General features: G+C 44.5%; 26 protein-coding genes. 16 read left to right on the top strand and 10 right to left on the bottom strand.

The window, feature by feature from the left end:
* Window positions 1-8: 8 nt before the first annotated feature.
* The 6 genes from GSF13_RS08705 to GSF13_RS08680 all read right to left on the bottom strand — a co-directional run bounded on the left by GSF13_RS08705 (window position 9) and on the right by GSF13_RS08680 (window position 5,478).
* Window positions 9-1,118, bottom strand: coding sequence for a PQQ-dependent sugar dehydrogenase (locus tag GSF13_RS08705; RefSeq protein ID WP_174170316.1), 1,110 nt, complete (start codon window positions 1,116-1,118; stop codon window positions 9-11).
* Between the two features lies 1 nt (window position 1,119).
* Window positions 1,120-3,009 (bottom strand): DNA topoisomerase IV subunit B, encoded by a 1,890-nt coding sequence (gene parE, locus GSF13_RS08700; RefSeq protein WP_010607699.1) that lies wholly within the window; start codon window positions 3,007-3,009, stop codon window positions 1,120-1,122.
* 77 nt (window positions 3,010-3,086) lie between these two features.
* The gene (locus tag GSF13_RS08695) at window positions 3,087-3,650 is read right to left on the bottom strand and encodes a YqiA/YcfP family alpha/beta fold hydrolase (RefSeq protein WP_174170318.1); all 564 of its coding nucleotides are present in this window, start codon (window positions 3,648-3,650) and stop codon (window positions 3,087-3,089) included.
* Window positions 3,635-4,411 carry a metallophosphoesterase gene (locus GSF13_RS08690; protein WP_211867912.1) on the bottom strand — a complete coding sequence of 259 codons (777 nt, stop codon included), beginning with the start codon at window positions 4,409-4,411 and terminating at the stop codon, window positions 3,635-3,637. Before GSF13_RS08690 ends, GSF13_RS08695 begins: the two co-directional genes overlap by 16 nt.
* Complete coding sequence (locus tag GSF13_RS08685) at window positions 4,398-4,853, bottom strand: DUF1249 domain-containing protein (RefSeq protein WP_010379051.1); 456 nt, start codon at window positions 4,851-4,853, stop codon at window positions 4,398-4,400. Before GSF13_RS08685 ends, GSF13_RS08690 begins: the two co-directional genes overlap by 14 nt.
* Window positions 4,854-4,875: 22 nt before the next feature.
* Window positions 4,876-5,478, bottom strand: a complete 603-nt coding sequence (locus GSF13_RS08680; protein WP_211867910.1) for an NUDIX domain-containing protein — start codon at window positions 5,476-5,478, stop codon at window positions 4,876-4,878.
* Between the two features lie 247 nt (window positions 5,479-5,725).
* On the opposite strand from GSF13_RS08680, the gene tolC reads away from it, so the two are divergent.
* The 3 genes from tolC (at window position 5,726) to GSF13_RS08665 (ending at window position 8,736) form a co-directional block, all read left to right on the top strand.
* Window positions 5,726-7,072 (top strand): outer membrane channel protein TolC, encoded by a 1,347-nt coding sequence (tolC, locus tag GSF13_RS08675; protein WP_010607703.1) that lies wholly within the window; start codon window positions 5,726-5,728, stop codon window positions 7,070-7,072.
* A 105-nt stretch (window positions 7,073-7,177) separates the two neighbouring features.
* The gene (lpxL, locus tag GSF13_RS08670; RefSeq protein WP_211867908.1) at window positions 7,178-8,101 is read left to right on the top strand and encodes an LpxL/LpxP family Kdo(2)-lipid IV(A) lauroyl/palmitoleoyl acyltransferase; all 924 of its coding nucleotides are present in this window, start codon (window positions 7,178-7,180) and stop codon (window positions 8,099-8,101) included.
* Between the two features lie 26 nt (window positions 8,102-8,127).
* Window positions 8,128-8,736, top strand: coding sequence for a TcpQ domain-containing protein (locus GSF13_RS08665; RefSeq protein WP_017217000.1), 609 nt, complete (start codon window positions 8,128-8,130; stop codon window positions 8,734-8,736).
* Here the strand turns inward: GSF13_RS08665 and glnE are convergent.
* The gene (glnE, locus tag GSF13_RS08660; protein ID WP_211867906.1) at window positions 8,733-11,528 is read right to left on the bottom strand and encodes a bifunctional [glutamate--ammonia ligase]-adenylyl-L-tyrosine phosphorylase/[glutamate--ammonia-ligase] adenylyltransferase; all 2,796 of its coding nucleotides are present in this window, start codon (window positions 11,526-11,528) and stop codon (window positions 8,733-8,735) included. The two genes, GSF13_RS08665 and glnE, sit on opposite strands and share 4 nt — an antisense overlap.
* Window positions 11,529-11,607: 79 nt before the next feature.
* On the opposite strand from glnE, the gene GSF13_RS08655 reads away from it, so the two are divergent.
* The 6 genes from GSF13_RS08655 (at window position 11,608) to ruvX (ending at window position 15,893) form a co-directional block, all read left to right on the top strand.
* Entirely contained in the window at window positions 11,608-12,501 is an 894-nt protein-coding gene (locus tag GSF13_RS08655; protein ID WP_029215930.1) for a hypothetical protein, read from the top strand.
* Window positions 12,502-12,512: 11 nt separating this feature from the next.
* Window positions 12,513-13,010 (top strand): hypothetical protein, encoded by a 498-nt coding sequence (locus GSF13_RS08650; protein ID WP_010607708.1) that lies wholly within the window; start codon window positions 12,513-12,515, stop codon window positions 13,008-13,010.
* Between the two features lie 62 nt (window positions 13,011-13,072).
* Window positions 13,073-13,807 (top strand): 16S rRNA (uracil(1498)-N(3))-methyltransferase, encoded by a 735-nt coding sequence (gene rsmE / locus GSF13_RS08645; RefSeq protein WP_211867904.1) that lies wholly within the window; start codon window positions 13,073-13,075, stop codon window positions 13,805-13,807.
* A 57-nt stretch (window positions 13,808-13,864) separates the two neighbouring features.
* Complete coding sequence (gshB, locus tag GSF13_RS08640) at window positions 13,865-14,824, top strand: glutathione synthase (RefSeq protein ID WP_211867902.1); 960 nt, start codon at window positions 13,865-13,867, stop codon at window positions 14,822-14,824.
* A gap of 19 nt (window positions 14,825-14,843) precedes the next feature.
* Entirely contained in the window at window positions 14,844-15,401 is a 558-nt protein-coding gene (locus GSF13_RS08635; RefSeq protein WP_010607710.1) for a YqgE/AlgH family protein, read from the top strand.
* Window positions 15,402-15,443: 42 nt separating this feature from the next.
* Window positions 15,444-15,893 carry a Holliday junction resolvase RuvX gene (ruvX, locus tag GSF13_RS08630; protein ID WP_211867894.1) on the top strand — a complete coding sequence of 150 codons (450 nt, stop codon included), beginning with the start codon at window positions 15,444-15,446 and terminating at the stop codon, window positions 15,891-15,893.
* Between the two features lie 295 nt (window positions 15,894-16,188).
* On the opposite strand, the gene GSF13_RS08625 is transcribed toward ruvX, so the two are convergent.
* The 3 genes from GSF13_RS08625 to GSF13_RS08615 are packed head-to-tail and all read right to left on the bottom strand — an operon-like array spanning window position 16,189 to window position 19,236.
* The gene (locus tag GSF13_RS08625; RefSeq protein ID WP_206471374.1) at window positions 16,189-17,076 is read right to left on the bottom strand and encodes a hypothetical protein; all 888 of its coding nucleotides are present in this window, start codon (window positions 17,074-17,076) and stop codon (window positions 16,189-16,191) included.
* Complete coding sequence (locus GSF13_RS08620) at window positions 17,054-18,175, bottom strand: PilT/PilU family type 4a pilus ATPase (protein ID WP_211867892.1); 1,122 nt, start codon at window positions 18,173-18,175, stop codon at window positions 17,054-17,056. Before GSF13_RS08620 ends, GSF13_RS08625 begins: the two co-directional genes overlap by 23 nt.
* 14 nt (window positions 18,176-18,189) lie before the next feature.
* The gene (locus GSF13_RS08615; protein WP_010379026.1) at window positions 18,190-19,236 is read right to left on the bottom strand and encodes a type IV pilus twitching motility protein PilT; all 1,047 of its coding nucleotides are present in this window, start codon (window positions 19,234-19,236) and stop codon (window positions 18,190-18,192) included.
* A 30-nt stretch (window positions 19,237-19,266) separates the two neighbouring features.
* Here GSF13_RS08615 and GSF13_RS08610 point away from each other — a divergent pair, with 30 nt between their 5' ends.
* The 7 genes from GSF13_RS08610 to GSF13_RS08580 all read left to right on the top strand — a co-directional run bounded on the left by GSF13_RS08610 (window position 19,267) and on the right by GSF13_RS08580 (window position 25,419).
* Entirely contained in the window at window positions 19,267-19,950 is a 684-nt protein-coding gene (locus GSF13_RS08610; RefSeq protein WP_010607714.1) for a YggS family pyridoxal phosphate-dependent enzyme, read from the top strand.
* 13 nt (window positions 19,951-19,963) lie between these two features.
* Window positions 19,964-20,785: a pyrroline-5-carboxylate reductase gene (proC, locus tag GSF13_RS08605; RefSeq protein WP_174170326.1), complete on the top strand. Its 822-nt coding sequence runs from the start codon at window positions 19,964-19,966 to the stop codon at window positions 20,783-20,785.
* A 9-nt stretch (window positions 20,786-20,794) separates the two neighbouring features.
* Window positions 20,795-21,328 (top strand): YggT family protein, encoded by a 534-nt coding sequence (locus tag GSF13_RS08600; protein WP_010607716.1) that lies wholly within the window; start codon window positions 20,795-20,797, stop codon window positions 21,326-21,328.
* 10 nt (window positions 21,329-21,338) lie between these two features.
* Window positions 21,339-21,773 carry a DUF4426 domain-containing protein gene (locus GSF13_RS08595; RefSeq protein WP_211867890.1) on the top strand — a complete coding sequence of 145 codons (435 nt, stop codon included), beginning with the start codon at window positions 21,339-21,341 and terminating at the stop codon, window positions 21,771-21,773.
* A 7-nt stretch (window positions 21,774-21,780) separates the two neighbouring features.
* Window positions 21,781-22,374 (top strand): XTP/dITP diphosphatase, encoded by a 594-nt coding sequence (locus GSF13_RS08590; RefSeq protein WP_174170327.1) that lies wholly within the window; start codon window positions 21,781-21,783, stop codon window positions 22,372-22,374.
* Entirely contained in the window at window positions 22,371-23,507 is a 1,137-nt protein-coding gene (gene hemW, locus GSF13_RS08585; RefSeq protein WP_211867888.1) for a radical SAM family heme chaperone HemW, read from the top strand. The genes GSF13_RS08590 and hemW overlap by 4 nt, the downstream gene beginning before the upstream one ends.
* 79 nt (window positions 23,508-23,586) lie before the next feature.
* Window positions 23,587-25,419: a DUF885 domain-containing protein gene (locus tag GSF13_RS08580; RefSeq protein ID WP_010607720.1), complete on the top strand. Its 1,833-nt coding sequence runs from the start codon at window positions 23,587-23,589 to the stop codon at window positions 25,417-25,419.
* Window positions 25,420-25,589: the final 170 nt, after the last annotated feature.

The following is a 25,589-nucleotide window of genomic DNA, read 5'->3' as shown; positions in this document are numbered from 1 at the left end:
GTTACACCTTACTTGTTGTTGTAGCTGATGCGATATATCGCATTGGCGTAATCATCGGAAACGAGCAGGCTACCGTCGTCGAGTTCTGCAATTGCGGCTGGTCGACCATGGGTTGTTTCGTTTTCCATAAAGCCGGTAAGGAAAGGTTCATAGCCTCTAATTTGGCCATCTTGCACATTTGCTCGCATTACTCGATAGCCCACTTTTTTGCTGCGGTTCCAAGAACCATGTTCAGCAACAAAAAGCTGATGCTTCATTGCCTTTGGAAATTGCTCGCCACGGTAAAAGTGAATGCCCAGCGGTGCAACGTGCGCTTGTAGTGCAAGTGCTGGCATGGCGTAGTCAGTCACCGATTTACCCTCGCCAAATTCAGGGTCTAGCACGCTGCCGCCATGAACATAGGGGAAGCCAAAATGCTGACCAATTTCGTCAACACGGTTGATTTCACATGGTGGAATGTCATCTCCCATCATGTCACGACCGTTGTCGCTGAACCATAACTTTCCAGTTACTGGGTGATAATCAAAACCCACTGAGTTACGCACGCCTTTGGCAATCGTCGAAAGCTTTTTCGTCTCAAGATTTAGTGAAAATATACGGCCAAACTTAGGGTCTTCGGCACAAATATTACAAGGCACGCCAACTGGAATGATCAGTTCGCCTTCCGGCGATACTGTCAGGTACTTCCAGCCGTGGTGACGTTTGTCAGGCAAATCATCGAACACCACTTCTTTTACCGGTGCCTTGAGGTTTTTTGCGATTTGCTTAAAACGCACAATACGCTCAACTTCAGCAACATATAAGTCACCGTCTTTTAGGGCGATACCGGAGGGCATATTCAGCCCTTCTGCAACCAAGATTTTCTTGTCGGCTACGCCATCACGGTTGTTGTCAATGAGTGCGTGAACTTTACCCGCTTTACGAGAGCCAACATACACAGTGCCATCTTTGCCCACCGCCATTTGTCTCGCATTTTCAACATCTTTCGCAAAATAGCTCAGCTCATACCCTTTAGGTACTGAAAGGCGCGAAAGCATATCATTTGCCAGCGCAGGTGAGCTTAATAACGCTACTGCCAGCGTCGTCGCTACCGTGGTCAATTTACTATGTATTTTCATGTTAAACCTCTGCCTTATCTCCGTGCTGCTCAAGCCAAATTTTACGGTCGCTAGAGCGCTTTTTAGCTAACAGCATATCCATCATTTCGAGGGTTTGTTCAGGCTCATCTAATGTCAGCTGAACTAAACGTCTAGTATTTGGATCCATAGTGGTTTCACGCAATTGCAACGGGTTCATTTCACCCAACCCTTTAAAGCGCTGTACGTTGACTTTACCGCGTTTCTTTTCGGCCTCGATACGGTCTAAAATGCCCTTTTTCTCATCTTCATCAAGGGCGTAGTAAACTTCTTTACCAACATCAATGCGAAATAGCGGCGGCATGGCAACAAAAACGTGGCCCTTACGAACAAGCTCTGGGAAGTGCTTCACAAAGAGTGCGCATAATAAAGTTGCAATGTGAAGTCCGTCAGAATCCGCATCCGCGAGGATACATACTTTGCCATAGCGCAGGCCTGATAAATCTTCAGAGTCTGGGTCAATACCTAAGGCAACAGAAATATCATGTACTTCTTGCGAGGCTAAGATCTGTCCAGATTCCACTTCCCAGGTATTTAGGATTTTACCGCGCAGCGGCATGATTGCTTGAAACTCACGGTCTCGTGCTTGTTTTGCTGAGCCACCTGCTGAGTCCCCTTCCACCAAAAAGATTTCTGAGCGTTCAGTTTCACTTCCAGAACAATCGGTTAATTTACCCGGTAAAGCAGGACCCGAAGTGACTTTTTTACGAACCACTTTTTTCGCAGCACGCAAACGCTTTTGCGCATTGCTAATACACAGCTCAGCAAGTAACTCTGCAGTTTCAGTGTGTTCGTTTAACCATAAACTAAAGGCGTCTTTGACAATGCCAGACACAAAGGTAGCGCACGAACGTGATGACAGCTTTTCTTTGGTTTGACCGGCAAATTGTGGGTCTTGCATTTTAACCGACAAGACATAACTACAGCGGTCCCAAACATCATCAGGCGTCAGTTTCACGCCACGCGGGATCAGGTTTCTGAATTCACAAAACTCACGCATCGCTTCAAGTAAGCCCTGGCGTAACCCATTTACATGGGTTCCGCCTTGTGCCGTTGGAATAAGGTTTACGTAGCTTTCAGCGATGGATTCCCCGCCCTCAGGCAACCAATGAAGCGCCCAATCAACCCCTTCGGTTGAGCCACTGAAACTGCCTGTAAATGGGGATTTCGGCAGCACTTCGTAGCCTTCAGCGCTGTCTTTTAGGTAATCCTCAAGACCTGCCTCGTAGTGCCATTCTTGCGTTTCTTTCGTCTGTTTATTTACGAAACGAATTCTAAGCCCTGGACACAATACAGCCTTAGCTTTGAGCAAGTGGTTTAACTTAGTAATTGAGAAGTTAGCTGAGTCAAAATAACTCGCGTCGGGCCAAAAGTGTACTGAGGTGCCGGTATTACGCTTACCAACGCTGCCGGTCACTCTTAAGTCTTCGACTTTATCGCCGTTTTCAAATGCCATTTCATAGATTTGCGCATCGCGTTTAACGGTAATTTCGACCCGAGTCGACAACGCATTAACAACCGATATACCCACCCCATGAAGACCACCGGAGAACTGGTAGTTTTTATTGGAAAACTTGCCCCCGGCATGAAGTTTGGTCAGGATCAATTCAACCCCAGGCACGCCCTCTTCTGGGTGAATGTCCACAGGCATTCCTCGACCGTCATCGATGACTTCAAAGGAGTTGTCTTCATGCAAGATCACGTCAATCTTGGTGGCATGTCCGGCTAAGGCTTCATCGACACTGTTATCGATAACCTCTTGGCCTAAATGATTAGGTCTGGTGGTATCGGTATACATGCCAGGACGGCGCTTAACTGGCTCTAAGCCATTGAGTACCTCAATAGCTTCGGCATTATAGTTTTGCTGACTCATAGGCTAGTTCTAGTTATCTTTTTATCCGCTAGTATATGCACAACATACAGTTTTGAGCAGAGCTTTGTGCATAAATTCTAATTTTTGATAGTTAAAAATTTGGTGATGGTGTCAAAATAGCGTGGAAATTCAACAAAGCTATGATCCCCACCAAACTCAATAATTTGACGACAATGACTATAATAACGCACCGCCTCTGCAAAAGGCAGCACCTCGTCGCCCGTTTGTTGCAATAATAGCAAGTTTTCTGGATTACTCAGCTGCTCGACATACATGGATTTTAACGCATCAATATGTTCATACTGCAGCTCATAATGACAGTCCTGATAAGGATTGTATTGTGGTCCAAGGTAGTCATTTAATAATGAAAAAGGCCTAACTGCAGGGTTTATCACCACCGCTTTACAGCCAAGATGTTGCGAAAAGTAGGTGGCGTAATAGCCGCCTAACGAGCTACCTAATAACACAGTATCAGAATCAATGACGCTATCCAACTGTGCCAATGCGACTCTCGGGTCATAATGTAGTCTTGGGACAAGGTATGGCGTTTGTTTATCCATCATATATTCACCAAACGCCGTCGCTTTATAGGATAGCTCAGAGCTATTAAAGCCGTGAATATAAACTACTTTCCGAGCCATTTTACCTCTGTTGTTATAGCGCTTTTACTAAATACGATGACACGATAAGCGGGACCCAAATCAGACTGATACCAGTCCTTTGTGTGCTTATCAAATTGGATTGATGTTGCAGGCGTAGCGTAGATAGGTAAAGTGCGAAATTGTTGTTGATATTCATTATGCACATGACCATGAAATAGCCCTAAGACTTGCTCTGAATCCACCAACAGGTTTAACAGTGCAGGACCATTTTCGAGCATATGTTTATCTAAATAGCCATCTATCGGCCTAGGATGGTGGTGAGCAAAAACAATCGTATTGTTGTTGATATTATTGTTAAGCTTGTCTTTGAGCGCACCTAAATGTGACTTAGCACACCATCCGGCGGGTGTTTCACCCTTTGAGTTTAACAGTAACATCTGCCCAAACGGACCTGTGATGCATTTATGACGGACGATTTGCCCAGCACTTATTTCTTCGAGTAAAGCTAGCTCGTCGTGGTTACCCGGCACCCAAAGCACCGGACATTGCAACTCACTCTCCCTCACTATACGAGCAAACTCATGATAAGAAGCCGCACTGTGATCTTGTGTTAAATCACCGCCAAACACCACACAATCGAAATGCTCTTTTGCCATCGCGGCGAAAGTGCGTTCAAGGTTAGCGGCGGTATTTACCGCAAAATATTCCCCAGAGGGCGTGGCAAACAAATGGCAATCCGTAAAATGACCAATACGAATTTGCGCTTTATCGAATTGCAGCTCGAGATCAAACCAAGCCATTGTTTACATCCCAGTTTAAATGCACGCGGCCTTTTTCTAAACACACCATAAGCCAATCAGCTAAAAACGCATTTATTTGATACTTTTCATCTTTTTGGTGCATATCAGGATTTGGGTAACCATAGGATGGCTTTATTCGACGATGATAATCACGGTGAATTACTTCAGCCACTTTAGCATCATGGTAGAGGCGCACAGACAACGAAAAGTGTGGCAAATGGGCGCTTACTGTCGCCATCTGCTCGATGTGAATGTCCGTTGTGTATTTACTGACTCCAGCTACGCTCAAACTGTATCGCGCAGAGGCTAAGTCAATCACTCGACTCTCACCGACCACTTCTTCAGGTAGCAATTTTAGCGCCCGTAAATAATTACGTTCGCACAGCGTGATGTAACGGGGCAGAGATTGAATATACTGCTTTGAGCTCAGCACTTGTGACAAAAATACGACTCCTAAACTGCTTCTATATCCGCGCTTTATTTAATGCCAACCATTGTAGACTAATAACAGTGGCAGCGTTATCGATTTCCTCATTATCAAGACGTGCAAGGGCTTCATCAAGTGGCATCACATGCACTTTAATATCTTCACCTTCTTCAGCCAGTCCATAAACCCCACTCGCTTTAGATAAATCAGCAAGCGCTAGATACAAATATAGTCGCTCTGTTGTACCACCTGGGCTTGATAAATAAGAGCGCATATAAATGAGCTTATCAAGCTCAAGTCCAGCTTCTTCTTTGGCTTCTTTTCTTGCAACACTCTCATAGTCTTCGCTCCCTTCTGCCATCCCTGCAATGCATTCCAAAAGCCAAGGAGAGTGTCTTGAAGCCAACGCTCCAATGCGAATTTGCTCAATAAGCAACACATTGTCTGTAACAGGATCATACGGCAATATTGCAACCGCATGACCACGCTCTAATATCTCGCGAGTTATCAGCTCTGATACACCGCCATTAAATAAGGCATGGGTAAATTGGTACTTGTGAATGGTAAAAAAACCATTGAAGATTGTTTCTATTGAAGAAACATTGACGTCGACTTTGTTGAACTGACTCAAAGGTTTCATAAAATAATCCTGTATTTTTTAATAGCAACGGTTTAAAAGCTAACCAATCGCCCTTATAGTAGGGTCATACCTGAATAAGTAAACGAAGTCGTTTACCTTTAACTTTTTCCACTTTACAATACCCAAGTGGTATTAATATATTCTGTTACACTTGTTGGCGATGTTTTACGCATTTGGTCTTTAATTGGGCCGCAAAAACAGGGTAACATGCTGACAGTATAAAAATTGTCTAAGGACTGAGCGAAAAATGAAAAAAACTCTACTATCATTAGTTGTTGGGTTGTCGTGCGCACTTTCAAGCAGCCTGTCCCACGCGGAAGACCTACTGCAAGTATACGACATTGCAACGGCTAACGATCCTACCGTATTAAAGGCTAAAGCGCAGGCTGATGCGCAAAAATATGCACAAGACCAAGCATTAGGCGTATTGCTACCTCAGCTTGGCTTTCAAATGAGTTATACAGACGTTAACTCTGAAGGTCCATCGAGCCAGCAAAATGACTCGACAGGCTACACCATGTTTGAGTCTGACACTGACACCTTTCAGCGTTCAATCTCTCTAAGCCAAACCATTTTTGATATGGCATCTTGGCAGGGTCTTTCAATTGCAGAAAAACGTGCAATGCAAGCATCGACTCAATATGAGCAGCAAAAGCAAACTTTGATTGTCCGTATCGCTGAAGGTTACTTTAATGTACTAAGTGCGTTAGATAGCCTAGAGTTTGTACAAGCCGAGAAGCGCGCTATTGAACGTCAACTAGAGCAGACAAAACAGCGCTACGAAGTAGGTTTGACAGCAATTACAGACGTGCATGAAGCAAGAGCACAATTTGACCGTGCAGTTGCAGACGAAATCATAGCAAGTAATGCAGTTGAAACAGCACGTGAAACATTACGTACGATTACTGGTAAGTACCACGCTAAGCTAGATAAGTTAAACACTGAAAAGTTCTCAACAGTTAAGCCTACGCAGAATACGAACGATTTTATCGAAATTGCAAAAGCGAAGAATCTAGACCTTCAAGTTGCAAAATCTGCGGTAGACATCGCAAAAGATCAAATTGATTTAGCTCAATCTGGGCATTACCCAACACTAAACTTAAACGCTACTTACTCTGATTCTTTAGCTGACAGTGCAGGTAGACAACATGCACCACGTAGCGACAGAACTTCGGTAGGCTTAACGTTAGACGTACCAATTTACACAGGTGGCCGTACAGTTGCAGCAACAGATCAAGCTCGCGCAAACTTTGTTGCTAGCAGCGAAGATATGGAAGCGGCAATGCGTAACATGACACGATCAGTGATCACGTCTTATAACCAAGTGGTTTCAGACGTTGCAACTTACCGTGCGCTAGAGCAAGCGGTTGTTTCAGCAGAAAGTGCATTACAAGCAACTGAAGCGGGTTTTGATGTAGGTACTCGTACCATCGTTGACGTACTAGTCAGCACGCAAAACCTGTATAACGCGAAACGTAACCTAGCTGATATCCGTTATCGCTACGTACTATCATCGCTACGCTTAAAACAAGCAGCAGGTACACTATCTCGTACCGATCTTGAAGCAATTAACCAAGGTTTGATTGAAGGCTAAGTACTTCGATTATCACCTCTGAAAAGGCCAGCTATGCTGGCTTTTTGTATTTTTACAGCAATATAGATAAACTAGCCGCTTCAATTAAGTCTTAGGTATATTACTTTGGTTACTCACTCACCTTTCAAATGGTCATTCTTAGCACCTAAATTTTGGCTGACTTGGCTTGGTGTTTTCGCCCTGTATTTAATCTCATGGCTCCCGCAAGGTGTTCAATTTGCACTGGGTAGAGGCCTTGGACGTCTAGTCCATAAATATATGAAACGTCGCCGTCATATTGCTGATGTCAATTTGAAACTTTGCTTTCCACAGCTAAGTGAAGCAGAACACAAAGCTATGCTACTAAAAAATATGGAAAATACCGGCATAGCAACACTTGAAACGGGGATGGCATGGTGGTGGCCAGAGTGGCGCATCAATCAGGTGGTGGGCTCGATTAAAGGGCTAGAGCATATTGAAGCCGTGCAAAAGCAAGGAAAAGGGGTACTTATGCTGGTTCCCCATATGTTGCATCTTGAGATGGCAAGCCGAGTGCTAGGCACTAAAGTGCAAGGTGTTGGCTTTTATCGCCCACACAATAATCCACTTATGGAGTTTTTTATGACCCGTGGGCGACTACGCTCAAATGAGTATTTAGTCACTAAGCGAGACGTCAAAGGCTTATTGAAAACACTCTCAAGCAAACGCGTGTGTTATTACTTGCCAGATCAAGATTATGGCCGCAAGCGCTGTGAGTTTGCCCCTTTCTTTGCGGTTCCTGATGCTGCAACAACAACTGGTACTTTATTATTTTCTGCTAGCAAAAAGGCTGAGACTTTAAGCTTACACTGTACGAGAGATGCAAAAGGGATGTATCATTTAGATATACAACCTATTTTAGAAGCATTCCCAAGTGGCAATGATCTTGCAGATGTTACTCGCGTCAACGAGAGAATGGAGCAAGCAATCAATTGTGCGCCGGATCAATATATGTGGGTGCATCGTCGCTTTAAAACGCGACCTGATGAAAAGGCACCTTCGTTTTATTAGGGCCTAGAGTCTTGGAGTAGTTTGAAATGGCTAAGAAGAAAAAAAATAAATTATCGTCAATCTGGTTTTGGACTAAACACCTATCACTAGGTGTGTTACTCATTTGGGCTGCCTACTATTTTCTTTTTGGTGCCTCTAAAGATATGAACTTTAGGGAAACCACCAATGTTGCAGCGCAAGGCCTGTCGCAATTTTACGAAAGCTTTCGAAATAGCATGAGCAATCGTGATACCGATCGTGAAAAGTATGTTATCACACTCGGAAAGCCCACCTACCCTCTTGACGATGCGCTAGCACAAAGAGCGCTCGCAGTTAAACCATCTAACCCTAAATGGACCGGTGAAAAACAACCAAGACGCTTTGACACAGGCGATACCTTAAAAGATGTACTTACCAAGCAAGCCAAAGAAGAAGGTGTGGAACTGTTTTGGTATCTAGAGCGTGACTATGTGGTGAAGTATAACTTCCGTCTCGATACTGACTTTGTTTCTGCACTCTATCAGGTTGGAACGGCGATAAACGACGACTTTGAATTTCAAGTCTACACATTTTTCTGCCCGCGAGAGCGTGCTGCGGTTATCACCGAAAACCCACCAATCTATGTACGTGAAAACTGCCGTAAGCTAGCGGGTTAAGCAAGTACCCGCTGCCAAACTTGAGTGACTTGTTGTGCGTGTTGATCAAACGCTTCACGCCCAACAACCCTACCTAATTGGTTTAAGCTATTAAAATGATATTGATCTCTAAACGCACAATATGCAGAGATTAAGTGCTTCATTTCATCACTATCAATCACTTTAACTTCACCCGCTTGCTGTAAAATACGTATATTATCTGGATAAGTACAAAGTGCTGGATACTGACTGCTATATCGCAACACAATGTACTGACTGATAAATTCAATATCCGTCATGCCGCCAATTCCCTGCTTTAAGTCAAAGTGACTGTCACTATCTTGGTTAAGGTGGGCTCGCATTTTTTCACGCATATTGCGAACATCTTCCGCTAATTTAGGCACGTCTCGCTGCTGTATTAGTATTGCATGACGTATTTCCTCAAATCGTGCGGCCATTTTCGACTCACCTAACACCATACGAGCTCTCACTAGCGCCTGATGCTCCCATGTCCAAGCTTGCTCTAACTGGTATTGGTAAAAGCTTTCTAGATTGATAGCGAGTAAGCCCGAGTTTCCTTCAGGGCGAAGTCGAGTATCTAATTCGTAAAGCATGCCAGAGAGCGTTTTGGTATTGAACAAATGCATTAAACGCTGTGCCAGCTTCATATAAAACTGTCTTGAAGAGATAGCTTTATCACCCTGAGTTTGGCTTTCGCCGTCACGATTATGCACAAACACTAAGTCTAGATCTGAGTTGTAACCGAGCTCATATCCCCCAGCCTTGCCATACGCTATTACAGCAAAGCCTTTTTCTTCTATTGTTGCACCTTCAGGCGCACCAAAACGCGCCACCATATGCCCCCAAGCAATATCGACGGCTTTTGCGATAATCGCCTCAGCAAGCGCAGTTAGATGATCGCTCACCTTCATAATATCCAACACGCCAGTGGCGTCTGCAGCCGCGACTTTTAGCTGATGCGTTTGTTTAAATTGTCGCAGCGCTTCCATCTGTAGCTCAACATCTTGCTCATCTATACGTAAAAATGCTTGCTGGATCTCGTTTTTATAGGCCGTTAATGGCAAAGGTTTGTAGAGAGTTTGTGGGTCGATAAGCTCATCAAGGAGGATCGGGTATTTCGCAATATGCTCAGCAATCCACGCGCTATGACAACAAAGCTTGATAAGTTGAGTCAACGCACCGTGATTTTCGTAAAGTAGCTCCAAATATGCAGTACGAGACGCTACTTTATTGATCACACTGAGCACGCGAGCGAGCGCCGGCTCCATGTTTTGTTTACTAAGCTCTCGTAGCAAGGCTGGCATTAACTTATCGAGAATATCGCGACCACGAGTGCCCGCCTGCTTTTTACTTAGCCCTTGTTTAAACTCCATCAAGTCAGTTTGCCAAGTCTCAAAACACGGTGCAGCTCGGCACTGGCCTAGCTGAGCAATTTCTCCCGTTTGCCACGCGTAAACCGCGCTATCGTCTTCATCTAATTCTTCTTCAGGCGGTTCACCAATGACTTGACTAAACTCAGCCCGGATATGCTGCGTCACAACCTTTAGCATTTGCTCAACTTCGGCGTAATCGTTACATTGCAATAAGTGGCTCAGGCGCAGACAATCTAAGTTGTTGTCGGGTAAAGTTTGCGTTTGTTTGTCGTCAAATGCTTGTAGATATTGCTCAACTTTACGCAGCACTAAATAGTTCTCATGCAGACGGTTTTTGACCTCGACAGGGACAATATCAAGCGCTTCAAGCTCTTCTAATGCCTGTAACAATGAAGGGGTTTGTAATGGCGTTTCGCGACCGCCGCGTATCAGTTGCAAAGCCTGCACAATAAACTCTACTTCTCGAATGCCACCAGCGCCCAGCTTTATGTTATTCGTTAAGCCTTTGCGTCTCACCTCTTGGGCAATCATATTTTTCATCTTTCGCAGTGAATCTATCACAGAAAAGTCGATATAACGGCGATAGACGAACGGCCGAATTAAGTCGTAAAACTCTTGCCAATACGGCGACGGTTCACCAATTGGCCGCGCCTTTAACATCGCATAGCGCTCCCATTCTCGACCTTGATCTTGGTAATAATCTTCCATCGCGGCATAGCTCATTACCAAAGGACCACTATCCCCAAATGGTCTTAAACGCATATCGACTCTGAATACTTGGCCATCAATGGTAACTTGATTAAGCGCTGAAATAAGTTTTTGTGCCACTCTAGTGTAAAAAACTTGCGCCTCAATACTGCGCCGGCCACCGGATGTGTCGACACTTCTCGGATAGGCAAAGATCAAATCGATATCAGAGGAAAAATTCAGCTCCTTACCACCAAGCTTTCCCATGCCTAATACCGTCATAGGTATCGAGTTACCAGCCTCATCTTTTGGTGAGCCTGATTGCGCTTCTACGCTTAAGTACGCCCATCGGTACGCATTTGAAATCAAGGTATCGGACAGCTGCGAAATATAGCGAATACTGTCATCAATCTCATTGCCTGCAACCAAATCCAGCCACATCACTTTAAGCCAATACTTTAACCGATAGTGACGCAGCTGCTGCCAAGCTTGTTTTTCTTCAACCAAAGGCGCGGAAAAGTCAAACACATCAGGACAGTCGCGCATTTGCATCTGCGATTCATCGAGCAGCCAAGCTCCCCACTCAGGAAATCGTGTAAGCGTACGCTCGGCAAAATCACTCAGCGCCAGTAACCGTGCCAGTTTGGGCTCCATCGGCGCATCACCATAAATCATTTGGTAACGCTCTTGAGCAAGCGTATTTAGCGCTGCTTGAACAAACAATTCCGACATAAAAAACTCCACGGTAGACTGGCTCTCTTTGTGAGCAGTGTTATAGTAACTCTATCTAAAACACAACCTTACACCGAGTATGAGTTATTTGTCTTTAAACAATATCAACTTTTTAGCGATTTTGATTTGCTTTGTCATTGTCTGCGGTTTAACTATTTTGCTGCGCTTAATGATCCAACGTAGCGCCAACAATCTCCTTGATGACGAGCTCGCACAACGTGACAACTTTGCACTTGGGATCAGCTATGCCAGTCAAGTGACGATGCTGTGTATTTGTGTTGCATACTTATTCAATGACTTAGGCGTGGTGAGGGCGCAGGCACACCCTCTGCAAGTGGCCTTACATATAGGGTTGATCATTGCCTTTGTATACTTCGGCCAATGGATCCATCGCAAATGGATTCTGTATCAGTTTGACGAAGAAGAAGCGATTTTAAAGCAAAATATCTGCGCCGCGATGGTGGACTCCGGCATGTTACTCGGTAACACCATATTGGTGCTTGGTTTATATCATTGGGTGCACCCGAAAGGCTGGAGCGATCTATTAGTCGTAGCCCTCGGCTTTATGCTATTGCAGCTGCTTTATACGCTAGATAGTAAAATCAGAGAAAGTCGCTTTGCCAAGTTCAATCAAGGGGCTTCTTTACAGCAAAATTTTAATCTCAGAAACACTTCTATTGGTATTCGTTATGCAGGCAAATCCATCGGCCTCTCTTTAGCCATGTATGCGGGGCTGCACAGCGCTCCCTACCATGGAGCAAAAGTGGTAGAAAACTTGTTTTCGGTTGTCATGCATTGCGGTGTAATGTGGCTTTTTCTTTACATTGGTAGCTACGTATTGCTGCATTTATCCTTACCTAAGGTCAATATTGGTCTAGAGGTAGACCACCAAGATAACGTTGGCATCGCATGTTTGGAGTTTGCAGTTTTCTGCTCAATAGGCTATTTACTTATTAACTTGTTTTCGGTGTAACGCAATACTGCATGAATGCTTTAAGTGATGGACTTTTACTGGTAGATAGCAATTGGGATTTTAGCCAAGAACTCGTCGAGCATTTGCAAAATGTGCGCTCTAGCCAAGCCAGTAATATAATTATCGCAGGTGACAACACCAAACAAATGCTCAAGATGATGTTTAAAGAGCAAATAAAAGACTACTGTTATTGTGACTTTGACAATGAAATCAGCGTTTCTGAACTTGCCAGCTATTTGCACCGTCATCATAACATTAATGCTGTGCTGCTCTATTCTCTGGACTATCATTTAGCTACCGAGGAGCAGCGCTTTATTTTTGATTCTCTTCACCCACACCGGTTTTTAATCGAACAAACCCCGCAAGGTTTTCAGATCACTAAACAGCACTCACAAGCATTAATCAATCACTTATCTTGTCATCCGGATACCGCGGGCCTCCCCGACCCTGACTTGATGCTTGCCAAGCTCACTGGGTTACTTTGCGGTAAAGCTAAAGTGGCAGGATGATGTAGACTAACCGTGCGCGAGCGCTTACCATTGCCACAAAACAGCAACTGAATAATCGAATTATGCGTATTCCACATATTTATCAAGACTCGCCTTTGGCCATTGGTGTGCCAGTTACTTTGGATGATGACGCCGCAGGACATATAGGCCGAGTGCTTAGAATGACAACCAAAGATAAAGTCAGCCTGTTCAACGGACAAGGCGGCGAGTACCTATGTCAATTAAGTGAAGTTGGGAAAAAGAAAGTCATTGCTGTACCTGAATCATTTGAAGACAAAAATGTAGAATCTCCACTAGCCATACATCTTGGGCAAGGGATTTCTCGCGGTGATAAAATGGACTTCACTATTCAAAAGTCGGTAGAGCTGGGCGTGAGCGAAATCACCCCTTTGTTTACCACACGCTGCGGCGTTAAATTAAGTGGTGAGCGCCTAGCAAAAAAACATCAGCAATGGCAAAAGATAGCAATTGCCGCGGCCGAGCAATCTGGACGTAATACCATCACAGTTATTCACCCGCCGATGGAGTTGTCTGAGTGGCTGGCACAGCAAAGCGACGAGTTAAAAATCACACTACACCCTCGCGCCGAACATTCAATAAAAACACTGCCGTATACCCAGTCTGGGATCCGCTTTTTAGTGGGCCCTGAGGGCGGCTTTACCGATGAAGAGCTAGACGCCACCGCTCAACAGCGGTTTGTGGATGTCCGTTTAGGCCCACGTGTACTACGTACAGAAACCGCAGCTCTCACGGTACTGAGCGCACTACAGCTGCAATTTGGCGATTTAGCACTTTAAATACACAGAGCAACCCCCATATCATGGGTAAACTCAGCAAGCGCAATGGGAGCGTCTATGACGATTAAATTAGGGATCATTTCCGATCCAATCAGTGGCTTTAACATTAAAAAAGACACCGGGTTTGCCATGATGCTGGCGGCACAGCAGCGCGGCTATGAATTGTATTACATGGAAATGAACGACCTTTTCTTGTACCAAGGCGTTGCCAAAGCGACCGCAGCAAAAGCGAAGGTATTTGACGATACTTCCCATTGGTATGAACTAGCTGAGAAACAAGAAATCGACTTAGGCGACCTTGACGTTATTTTAATGCGTAAAGATCCGCCTTTTGACACTGAATATATTTACGCCACTTATATTCTTGAGCGCGCTGAACTTGCGGGATCGCTTGTAGTAAATAAACCACAAAGCCTGCGCGACGCCAATGAAAAGCTCTTTACTGCGTGGTTTAGTGAACATACTCCAGATACTTTAGTTACGCGTAATCAATCACAAATTCGCGAGTTTTTAGCTAAACATGGCGATATCATTCTTAAGCCTTTAGATGGGATGGGCGGCGCGTCTATTTTTAGAGTGAAACAAGATGATGCAAATATTGGCGTGATCTGCGAAACACTTACCGAGCATGGTTCTCGCTATGCGATGGCGCAAAACTATATTCCAGCCATTAAAGACGGTGATAAGCGCGTGTTAGTGGTAGATGGTGAAGTGATGCCGTACTGCTTGGCTCGCATTCCACAAGGCGGTGAAACTCGTGGTAATCTCGCAGCAGGCGGCCGTGGTGAAGCAAGACCTATTAGCGAATCGGACCGTAAAATTGCCGAAGCCATTGCTCCAACGTTAAAGGCAAAGGGCCTAATATTCGTTGGCCTAGATATCATTGGCGATAAGCTCACCGAAATCAACGTCACCGCACCAACTTGCGTAAAAGAAATTGAAGCGGCGTATGACATTTCAATTATGGATAAGTTTTATGATGCGATCGAGCGAAAACTCGACCATACTAAAAACTAACCATTAAGGGGGTCTGGTTATGAAATCACTCGCTAATCACTTTTTAGTGGCAATGCCCAGCATGGACGACCCTTTTTTCAATCATACGGTAACCTATCTTTGTGAACACAGCGAAGATGGCGCGATGGGGTTGGTGGTAAACCACCCTATCGATATCACCGTGGGCGAATTGCTTGATCAAATTGATATCGATAACGACAAATCTAGCCAAGCGGCTAAGGTAAATATCTACGCAGGTGGGCCTGTTCATACCGACAGAGGCTTTGTATTACATACGCCAAAGTTTGGTTACGCCTCAAGCCAAGAGCTTAGTTCCGAAATTATGATCACCACATCAAAAGATGTTTTAGCCTCTTTAACGTCATCACACTCTCCCGAAGGATTTATCATCACCTTGGGCTATGCTGGATGGGTAAGTGGTCAGCTAGAGAAAGAACTGAAAGAAAACACTTGGTTAGTCGTCGAGGCTGACCCCGAAATCATATTTAATACGCCACCCGAAAAGCGTTGGGAAAAAGCAGTGCAAATGCTTGGTTTCGACGTTGCACAATTAAGCTCGCAAGCAGGTCATGCGTAACTAGCCTGTCATTTTGAGCTTAGGTTAATAAACGAAGTATTCATGGAAAACAAAAAAGAAAAAGCGCCTAAAGGTAAACGTAGCGTCATCGGGTTTGACTTTGGCACTAAAAGTATCGGCTTGGCTATCGGCCAAGAAATCACCGCAACCGCATCAAGTTTAGGTGCCGTAAAGGCAAATGATGGCATTCCAAATTGGGATGACATCGCCGTATTTATTAACGAATGGCAACCTGATTTATTGGTGGTTGGCTTACCACTGAATATGGATGGTACCAATCAAGATTTAACATTCAGGGCAAAAAAGTTTGCCAACCGCCTGCATAACCACTTCCGGTTGCCGGTAGAAACACAAGATGAGCGCTTGACGACAGCTGACGCCAGAGCACGCTTATTTGAACAAGGTGGCTATAAGAACCTCGCAAAAGGTAAGGTAGACGGCATGTCCGCTTGTATCATTCTCGAAAGCTACTTTGAGGCAATGTGGGAATAGCCTGCCTAACTCTTGGGCCTGTTGAGCTTTATTTTCCACCAAGTGAATTGATATTTATACACGGTGTAGCGATAACACACTAAAAATATCAATCTAGCGCCGACCTTTAATATCAAAAATTCAGTACTGATATTAAAGGTACGGCTAACTATAAAAGTCCATCATATTTAACGGACTCTCAACGCTTTCAATCACCACCAGTAAGGCAACTCTTATTCCTCTAAACACTATGGTGAAATCGCCGTTTTTGTACAGCTAGCAAAGCAACTCTAGCCGCGAGTAGGCGTATAAATGACTAGCGAAGCTCCTGTACGGGGTTTACGACTTGGTACTTCTTCAAATCAGGTATTAACCCTGCTTGCTGATACGCGCTAGTGATCCGGCCTTGCTCACGTAGTATTGCAAGGCCTTTTTGTAATGCAGCAAACGCTCGTTCACCTTCTGGGTGAAGCCGAGACACCGCAAAATGTCTGCTGTCGTTTAACAGCACGACTAGATGCTCATTAGCAATGAGCTCAACATCTTCCAAAACAAAGCGATTATCTAGCTTCGGCATAAGCGGCATCAACATAAAGTCGACCCAACCTTTGCTCACCATACGCGCTTGTGACATCCAATCTGGTTCAGCATGAAGTTGTTTAAGCGGAAGTGACTCCAAGGTTTGCCAGTCGGTCTGCCATTTAGGGTTGGATACCGAAGTTAACTGAGTGAGCCCTTGCTCCGCTTTTAGCTGCTTTACTTTTTGATTATCTATCCCGTGATAAATACCAGCAAAATACTGACCTTTTTGAATAACGGGCTCACTGATGAAAAGCAGCCGACCTTTATTTTCAAGGTCTGCTTTCCAATAACTATCAAAGTGAAGTAGTTGTTCCCCTTTTTCAAGCAAATTGGATTCACGAAAACTGACAAAACCTGGCGTAAAAATAAATGCTTTGTCGAAGCCACCTTTTTGCAAGGCTTGCTGTGCTATCACCATATCGACAACATCACGGCGTAAATACTGGCCACTAAAATCGGTAATTTTTGTGACGTCGCGCTCACCAACAAAACGTTGATAATCTGCGAGGACATCATCTCTAATAAAAACATTAAGTGCTTCGCTGGCATTAAGTACACCAGCAAAGCTCAGCACGAAAGTGAAAAATAGGTAGCTGCGTTTAGTTCTTCGAATCCAACCCATCTACCGTAACCCCTTGTAGGAAGCCCGCACCTTTTTGTTCATTATTTTGCAGCTTGATCATCAAGCGCAGATCGTTTGGCGAGTCAGCATGATGTAGTGCGTCGGCATAGTTGATCCGCTGCTGCTTATAAAGCTCAAACAACGCTTGATCAAAGGTTTGCATGCCCATGTCTTTCGATTTTGCCATTGCCTCTTTAATCGAGCCAATATCGCCTTTTTTAATAAGCTCGGCAACGAGTGGGGAGTTCAGTAACACTTCAATGGCCGCCTCTCGACCTTCGCCTTTTGAAGAAGGCACTAGTTGTTGCGCCACAATAGCGCGCAAGTTCAGCGCCAAATCGTACTTCAATTTATCGTGCTTTTCTTTAGGGACTAAGTGCATGATACGGTCGATGGCTTGGTTAGCATTATTGGCATGTAAAGTTGCAACGCATAAATGCCCCGTTTCAGCAAAACTCAGTGCATACTCCATGGTTTCTTGCGAGCGAATTTCACCAATTAAAATAACATCTGGCGCTTGGCGTAATGAACTTTTTAAGGCAGATTCAAAACTGTCAGTATCAATGCCCACTTCACGCTGAGTAATGATGCTTTTTTGGTGTTGATGCACAAATTCGATGGGATCTTCAATGGTCAAAATATGGCCACGTTGGTTACGATTGCGATAACCGAGCAGCGCAGCAAGCGAGGTTGACTTACCCGTGCCCGTACCACCCACAAATAACACCAAGCCACGTTTGGACATGATCACATCGGTCAGTACCGACGGCAAACCTAGCTCATTAACATCTGGAATAGCGGTAACGATACGGCGAATAACCATGCCCGCACAATCCCGTTGCCAAAATGCTGAAATACGAAAACGCCCGATATCATTGGCAATCGCAAAGTTGCACTCTTTAGTGTCAAAGAATTCTTGCTTTTGCTTGTCGCTCATAATCGAGGTAACAAGATTCAGTGACTGCGCGGCATCCAGTCTTTCTTCACTTAAGGCTCTAAGTTCGCCATCGATTTTGGCGCTCACCGCAAGCCCTGCCGAAACGAATAAGTCGGATGCTTGCTGATTGGCCATCGTTTGCAAAAACGGTTCTATATTCATCGCTACACCACTACCTAATAGCCGCTATTAAACTGATTTTTATCGTGCGCTTTTGCACGCGCATCTTGCTGTGTGATCAAACCACGGTTTAATAAATTTGTAAGGCATTGATCCATGGTCTGCATACCGTGCATTGCACCGGTTTGAATTGCCGAATACATCTGTGCAATCTTGTCTTCACGAATAAGGTTACGAATAGCAGGGATCCCGAGCATGATTTCATGCGCTGCTATGCGCCCGCCGCCAACTTTTTTCACCAACGTTTGTGAAATCACCGCTTGTAGCGACTCTGACAGCATAGAACGCACCATGTCTTTTTCTTCACCTGGGAACACATCCACAATACGGTCGATGGTTTTTGGTGCTGAGGTAGTATGCAAAGTACCAAATACTAAGTGGCCTGTTTCCGCGGCAGTTAGCGCTAAACGAATGGTCTCAAGATCACGTAATTCACCAACTAAAATAACGTCAGGGTCTTCACGGAGTGCACTTCTCAGCGCCGCGTTAAAGCTGTGTGTGTCTCTATGTACTTCACGTTGGTTAATAAGGCTTTGCTTGTTGTCGTGAACAAATTCTATCGGGTCTTCGATGGTTAGAATATGGTGATGTTTGTTGTTATTAATATAATCCACCATCGCAGCCAGCGTGGTTGATTTACCAGAACCTGTCGGGCCGGTTACCAATACTAAACCACGTGGGTTGTCGGAAATTTTGGTAAAAATGTCTGGTGCCCCCAAATCATCTAAGCTCAGCACTTGATTTGGAATGGTACGGAACACCGCAGCAGGACCACGATTTGAATTAAAGGCGTTAACACGAAAACGCGCCAGATTTGGCACTTCGAACGAGAAATCTACCTCAAGGTTTTGCTCATAGTCACGACGTTGATTATCATTCATAATATCGTAGATGAGGCTGCTGACGTCTTTTGCTTCTAACGGCGGGATATTCACCCGACGTACGTCCCCGTCAACGCGGATCATAGGGGAAACACCCGAAGAAAGGTGTAGGTCAGATGCTTTGTGTTGAACACTAAAAGCCAATAATTCTGTAATATCCATTTATAACTCCACAATGAGCACTAGTACTATATGGTTACAATAGCAGAACGCTTAGATAACGCCTACGGCAGGATAGAAAAAGCCAAACAAAACTGTCAATTCAGCGAAACAGTACAATTACTCGCGGTTTCTAAAACCAAACCTATCGCCGATATTGAGGCTGCAATTGCGGCAGGTCAAACCCAATTCGGTGAATCTTACGTACAAGAAGCGGTTGATAAAGTTGCCTATTTTAAACAAAACAAAGCGCTTGAATGGCACTTTATTGGTCCAATCCAGTCCAATAAATCAAGATTAGTCGCCGAAAACTTTCATTGGGTACAAAGCGTGGATAGAGAGAAAATCGCACGCAGGCTAAATGAGCAAAGACCAACAAACTTGAAGCCACTTAAGGTGCTATTGCAGGTCAATATTAGCGGTGATGACAACAAATCAGGTTGTCATCCCAATGAGGTTGATACGCTCGCGCAGTTTATTAATGACTGTCGTCAATTGGAGCTTCGTGGCTTGATGACTATCACTGAGCAAACCGATGATAAACAAAAGCAATTACAATATTTCCAGCAAATGCGCGCTTGCTTTGATAGACTAAAGGACCAATATCAACAGCTAGATACCTTATCGATGGGAATGAGTGGCGATTTAGACACTGCGATTGCAGCAGGTTCCACTATGGTTCGCATTGGTACTGATATTTTTGGCAAACGACAGTGAGGTGAATAACACAATGTCAAACAAGACAATTGCATTTATTGGAACGGGAAATATGAGCTATGCCATTATCGGTGGCATGATCAAAAGTGGCTTTGACGCGCAGTCTATTATTGCCACCAACCGCAATGCAGAGAAACTTGCCAAAGTCGCAGAGCAATTATCGGTAAAAACAACACAAGATAATCTAGAAGCAGTCGCCGCGGCTGACGTCATTGTCTTGTCTGTAAAACCACAGATGATGGCCGAGCTGTGTCAGACCTTTCAAGATGCAGATATTGATATTAGCAATAAACTGTTTATCTCTGTCGCCGCCGGAATTACCGTTGCACGACTGAGAGAAATGCTCGGCCAACCGGTAAAAATGGTGCGCTGTATGCCTAACACGCCATCGTTGCTTGGACGCGGTGTGTCTGGCTTGTATGGCGTCGACATCAGCGATGAAGAAAAAGACTATGTTGAGCAAGTATTTTCATCCACAGGTATTGCCCTGTGGCTTGATGAAGAGTCGAAAATCAACGACGTTATTGCGGTAACAGGTTCGTCTCCAGCGTATTTCTTCTTATTTATGGAAGCCATTGAAGAAAAGGCTAAAGCCCTAGGTTTTAGTCCTGAGGAAGCCAGAAAGCTTGTGCAGCAAACTGCGCTAGGCGCGGCTGAAATGGCATTATCGCAACCTGAAATTAGCATTGCTCAGCTACGCGCTAACGTCACCTCTAAAGGTGGCACAACCCACGCAGCCGTTGAGTATTTAAAAGCACAGCAATTACCAAAAACCGTAGCGGACGCGATGGATGCATGTATCGCGCGCGCTGAAGCAATGGAAAAAGAAATCTAAAGGTGACCAATGAATGCCATGCAATTTTTAGTCGGGATCGTATTTGATCTATTTTTAATGGTCGTATTACTACGATTCTGGTTGCAGCTTGTCAAAGCGGACTTTTATAACCCGCTAAGCCAAGCGGTTGTTAAAGCAACCTCTTTTGCCGTGAACCCGCTGAGAAAAATCATTCCGGGTGTGGGCGGTTTAGATCTTGCCTCTTTGGTGCTGGCATTCATGATTGGTTTTGCCAAAATGGCGACGCTGATGGCGTTATTCGGTGGTTACTTTGACGCTTTAGGCGCGCTGATTGGTGGCGCTATTACGGTAGTAAAAGAAGCATTTAGTCTGGTGTTCTGGATCCTTATTATTCGTGCCATTTTAAGTTGGGTAGCGCAAGGCTACAATCCAGTCGCCGCCGTGTTCGAGCAATTAACAGAGCCGATGCTAAGACCTATTCGTAAAGTGATCCCACCGCTAGGCGGACTGGACTTATCTATTTTAGTCCTAATTATCGGCATGCAATTTTTGCAGATTCTAATGATGGATTTACTGAGATAGGAGCATCCCAATGAAACCATTTATTATTGTGTTAATAATGCTGCTTGCACCGGGCGTATTCGCTCAAGATGAACAAGGCGGCCAATTTAAAGACTTAGGTCCTTGGGAAGTGCATTATATCGCCTTCCCGTCTACCTTTGTTCAGCCCACAATTGCAAAAGCGTATGGCTTAATTCGTAGTGGTAACAAAGCGATTGTGAATATCTCGGTCTTGGCCGACAAGCCAGGAAAACCAGCAGTTAAGGCACGCGTTGCAGGTAGCGCCAAAAACTTACTTGGTAAAACCGTACAGCTAGAGTTTAAAGAAGTCGTAGAAGGTGAGGCAATATACTATCTTGCCCAATTAGATTACGACGATGAAGATATTTTTCGTTTCGACATTGAGATCAGTGAAGGTAAGCAAAGCCGCAAACTCACGTTCTCACAAAAGTTTTATGTAGAGTAGAGAAAATATGTCAAATAAAGTGGTACTTGCCACGGGTAACCAAGGTAAAGTCAAAGAGCTTAGCGCGATGCTAAATCAGTATGACATTGAGGTATTACCGCAAAGTGATTTCAAGGTGCCAGAGGTTGCAGAAACCGGCACGACCTTTGTGGAAAACGCCATTATCAAGGCACGTCATGCAGCTAAGGTTTCTGGCTTGCCTGCCATTGCCGATGACTCAGGCCTTGAGGTAGACGCGTTAAACGGCGCACCTGGAGTATATTCAGCGCGTTATGCTGGCGCAAACGCCGACGACCAAAAAAATATTGATCACTTACTCGCAGCGCTTGGTGAACAAACTGAGCGCAGCGCCCGTTTTTGGTGTGTTCTAGTTTATATGCGCCACGCTGACGACCCAACGCCGATTATTTGTCAGGCAAGTTGGGAAGGTGAAATCACCACAACGCAACAAGGCCGAGAAGGGTTTGGTTACGACCCAATCTTTAAGGTACAAGGTTTAGACTGCACATCAGCAGAGCTAACCAAGGAAGAAAAAAACGCAATCAGCCATAGAGGACAGGCACTTAAACAACTCGTCAGTCACTTTCAAGGCCTCGCGTGAAACTACCTCCATTAAGTCTTTATGTGCACGTACCTTGGTGCGTGCAAAAGTGTCCTTACTGTGATTTCAACAGCCATGGTAAAAAGGGCGATATCCCTGAAACGGAATATATTCAACATTTGCTCAACGATATCAAAGCCGATCTTCACTATGTTCAGGGCCGTAAACTCAGTAGTATTTTTATTGGCGGTGGCACCCCTAGTCTGCTTTCAGGTGAAGCGTACCGCTATTTACTCAGTGAAATTGAGGCGCTAATTGGTTTTGAGGATGACATTGAAGTCACTTTAGAAGCGAATCCAGGCACAGTTGAGACCGATCGTTTTAAGCATTATGTTGCGGCTGGCATCAATCGTATTTCGATAGGTGTGCAAAGCTTACAACAGGAAAAGCTTACTCAACTTGGTCGTATTCATGGCGAACAAGAAGCGCTCAACGCCGCACAAGAAGCCCATCAAGCAGGGTTAAATAGCTTTAATCTTGATTTGATGCATGGTCTTCCTAATCAATCGGTTAGCGACGCCTTAAGTGATTTAGAAAAAGCCATTGCAATGGCACCGCCACACCTTTCTTGGTATCAATTAACCATTGAGCCAAATACGCAGTTTGCCTCTAAGCCTCCGGGTTTACCTGAGGATGAAACACTGTGGGACATCCAAGAACAAGGTCAGGCATTACTTGCGGAGCACGGCTACCAGCAATATGAGATCTCAGGCTATGCCAAAGCGGGATTTCAATGTCGACATAACTTGAATTATTGGCAATTTGGCGATTATCTTGGGATCGGCTGTGGTGCGCATGGCAAAATCACTTTGCCTGAGCAGCAACAGATCTTAAGAACCGTAAAGGTAAAACACCCTCGTGGCTATATGGATCTGAGTAAACCCTATTTGTATGAGCAGTGGCATGTTGCAAGCGATGACAGACCATTTGAGTTTTTTATGAATGTGTTCCGTTTAAAAACTGCCGCATCAAAACAACAGTTTATTGACTACACTGGTCTTGAACTTAGCGCTATTGCAACGCAAATTGCTGAGGCCGTAGATAAGGGTTTGATTGAGGAAACCAACGATTCATGGCTAGTTACAAATAAAGGCCACCGATACCTCAACGATCTGCTAGAGTTATTTGTTTAATATAGAAATTATGCGGGTGATATTCACTGCAACCCGCATGAAAACCGCCATTCGGCAACATATAATAAAAGGGTATAAAATGCGTAAATTAACCATTTTAGCAGCAGCGGTAAGCGTCGCGCTTTTTGCTGGCTGTCAACAAACCACACACTCTCCAGCACCTGCTCCAAAAGCTGAACAACAAGTCGTAAAAAGTGAAGTAGAAAAGGCAAACGCACTTTTTGAAGCGTCGTTTACCCGTGGCGTAATGCGTAGCCCAGTTTACCAAACTTATATGGGTATCAAACAAGACTACGACAAGTGGGATGACGGCAGCGAAGCGCGCCAACTTGAAGATCTTGAACTGACGAAACAAGACTTAACTGCGCTTAATGCAATTGATCGAAATAAGCTAGATGCCAATACGCAAGTGAGCTACGACTTATTCAAGCAAGGTCTTGAAAACACCATTGCAGATTTTAAATGGCGTTATCACTCATATCCGGTAAATCAGATGTATGGTACACACTCAATGGTGCCTGCATTTTTAATCAACCAGCACCAAATTACCGATGTCAAAGATGCCAAAGCGTATATTTCACGCTTAAACGGTGTACCGGCTGTATTTGATCAGCTCATCGTTGACTTAAAAGCGCGTGCAGATAAAGGTATTATTGCACCAAAATTCGTTTTCCCTCACGTCATTGAATCAAGTGAAAATATCATCAAAGGTGCGCCATTTGCTGCGGGTGACGACTCAACGTTACTGGCTGACTTCAAACGCAAAGTAGCAACACTTGAAGTCAGTGAAGACGAGAAATCAGCGCTGGTAAAAGAAGCAACAGATGCGCTAACAACAGCAGTAAAGCCTGCTTATAACAAGTTGATTGGTTACCTACATAAACTTGAGAAAAAAGCAGACAAACGTGACGGTGCGTGGAAATTCCCTAACGGCGAAAAATTTTATAATAACGCCCTAGCACGTACGACAACCACATCGTTAAGCGCTGAAGAAATTCACGAAATCGGTTTATCTGAAGTGGCGCGTATTCATGACGAAATGCGAGCAATCAAAGAGAAAGTGGGCTTCAAAGGCGATTTAAAAGCCTTTATGGAGTTCATGAAAACCGACAAACAGTTTTACCTTCCAAATACAGAAGCTGGTAAGGCACAATATTTAGCCGAAGCCAAAGCGATGATCGATAATATGAAGTCACGCTTGGATGAGCTGTTTATCGTTAAGCCAAAAGCGGACATGATAGTAAAACGCGTAGAGGCATTCCGCGAAAAATCTGCAGGTAAAGCTTTCTACCAGCAACCCGCGCCTGACGGCTCACGTCCTGGTGTTTACTATGCAAACCTTTACGACATGGAAGCGATGCCAACTTACCAAATGGAAGCCTTGGCTTATCACGAAGGTATTCCAGGTCACCACATGCAGATCGCGATTGCTCAAGAGCTAGAAGATATGCCTAAATTCCGTAAGTTTGGTGGCTACACTGCATACATCGAAGGCTGGGGCTTATATTCTGAACTTGTACCAAAAGAAATGGGTTTATACGAAGACCCCTATTCAGACTTTGGTCGCTTAGCGATGGAATTATGGCGTGCATGCCGCTTAGTGGTAGATACTGGGATCCACGCAATGAAGTGGACACGTCAAGAAGGTATTGATTACTACGTAAACAACACACCAAATGCTAAGTCAGACGCAGTGAAGATGGTAGAGCGCCATATTGTTATGCCTTCACAAGCCACTGCGTACAAAGTGGGGATGTTGAAGATCCTAGAACTTCGTGAAGCCGCTAAGAAAGAACTAGGCGATAAGTTTGATATTCGTGAGTTCCACGACATCGTACTGAAAAATGGCCCAGTTCCACTAAACGTGCTTGAATCATTTGTTGATGAGTGGGTCGCGAGCAAAAAAGGCTAACTCCTACTGCCAATGAACCGAATAAAAGCCAGCACGATCAGTCATGCTGGCTTTTTTACTTTATTTACCTTACATAAGCTGTATTCAGATAAGCAAATCGGTATAAGAAATAACGGCCGCTAGAGCGCGAGTTGTTATCCCGCGCTCAGGTTACTCACTCTTCTATAAAA

The organism is Pseudoalteromonas sp. M8 (genome assembly GCF_018141365.1).
Taxonomy (GTDB): Bacteria; Pseudomonadota; Gammaproteobacteria; order Enterobacterales; family Alteromonadaceae; genus Pseudoalteromonas.
Note: the sequence above shows the minus strand (reverse complement) of the source record. Positions and strands in the feature narration are given on the sequence as shown.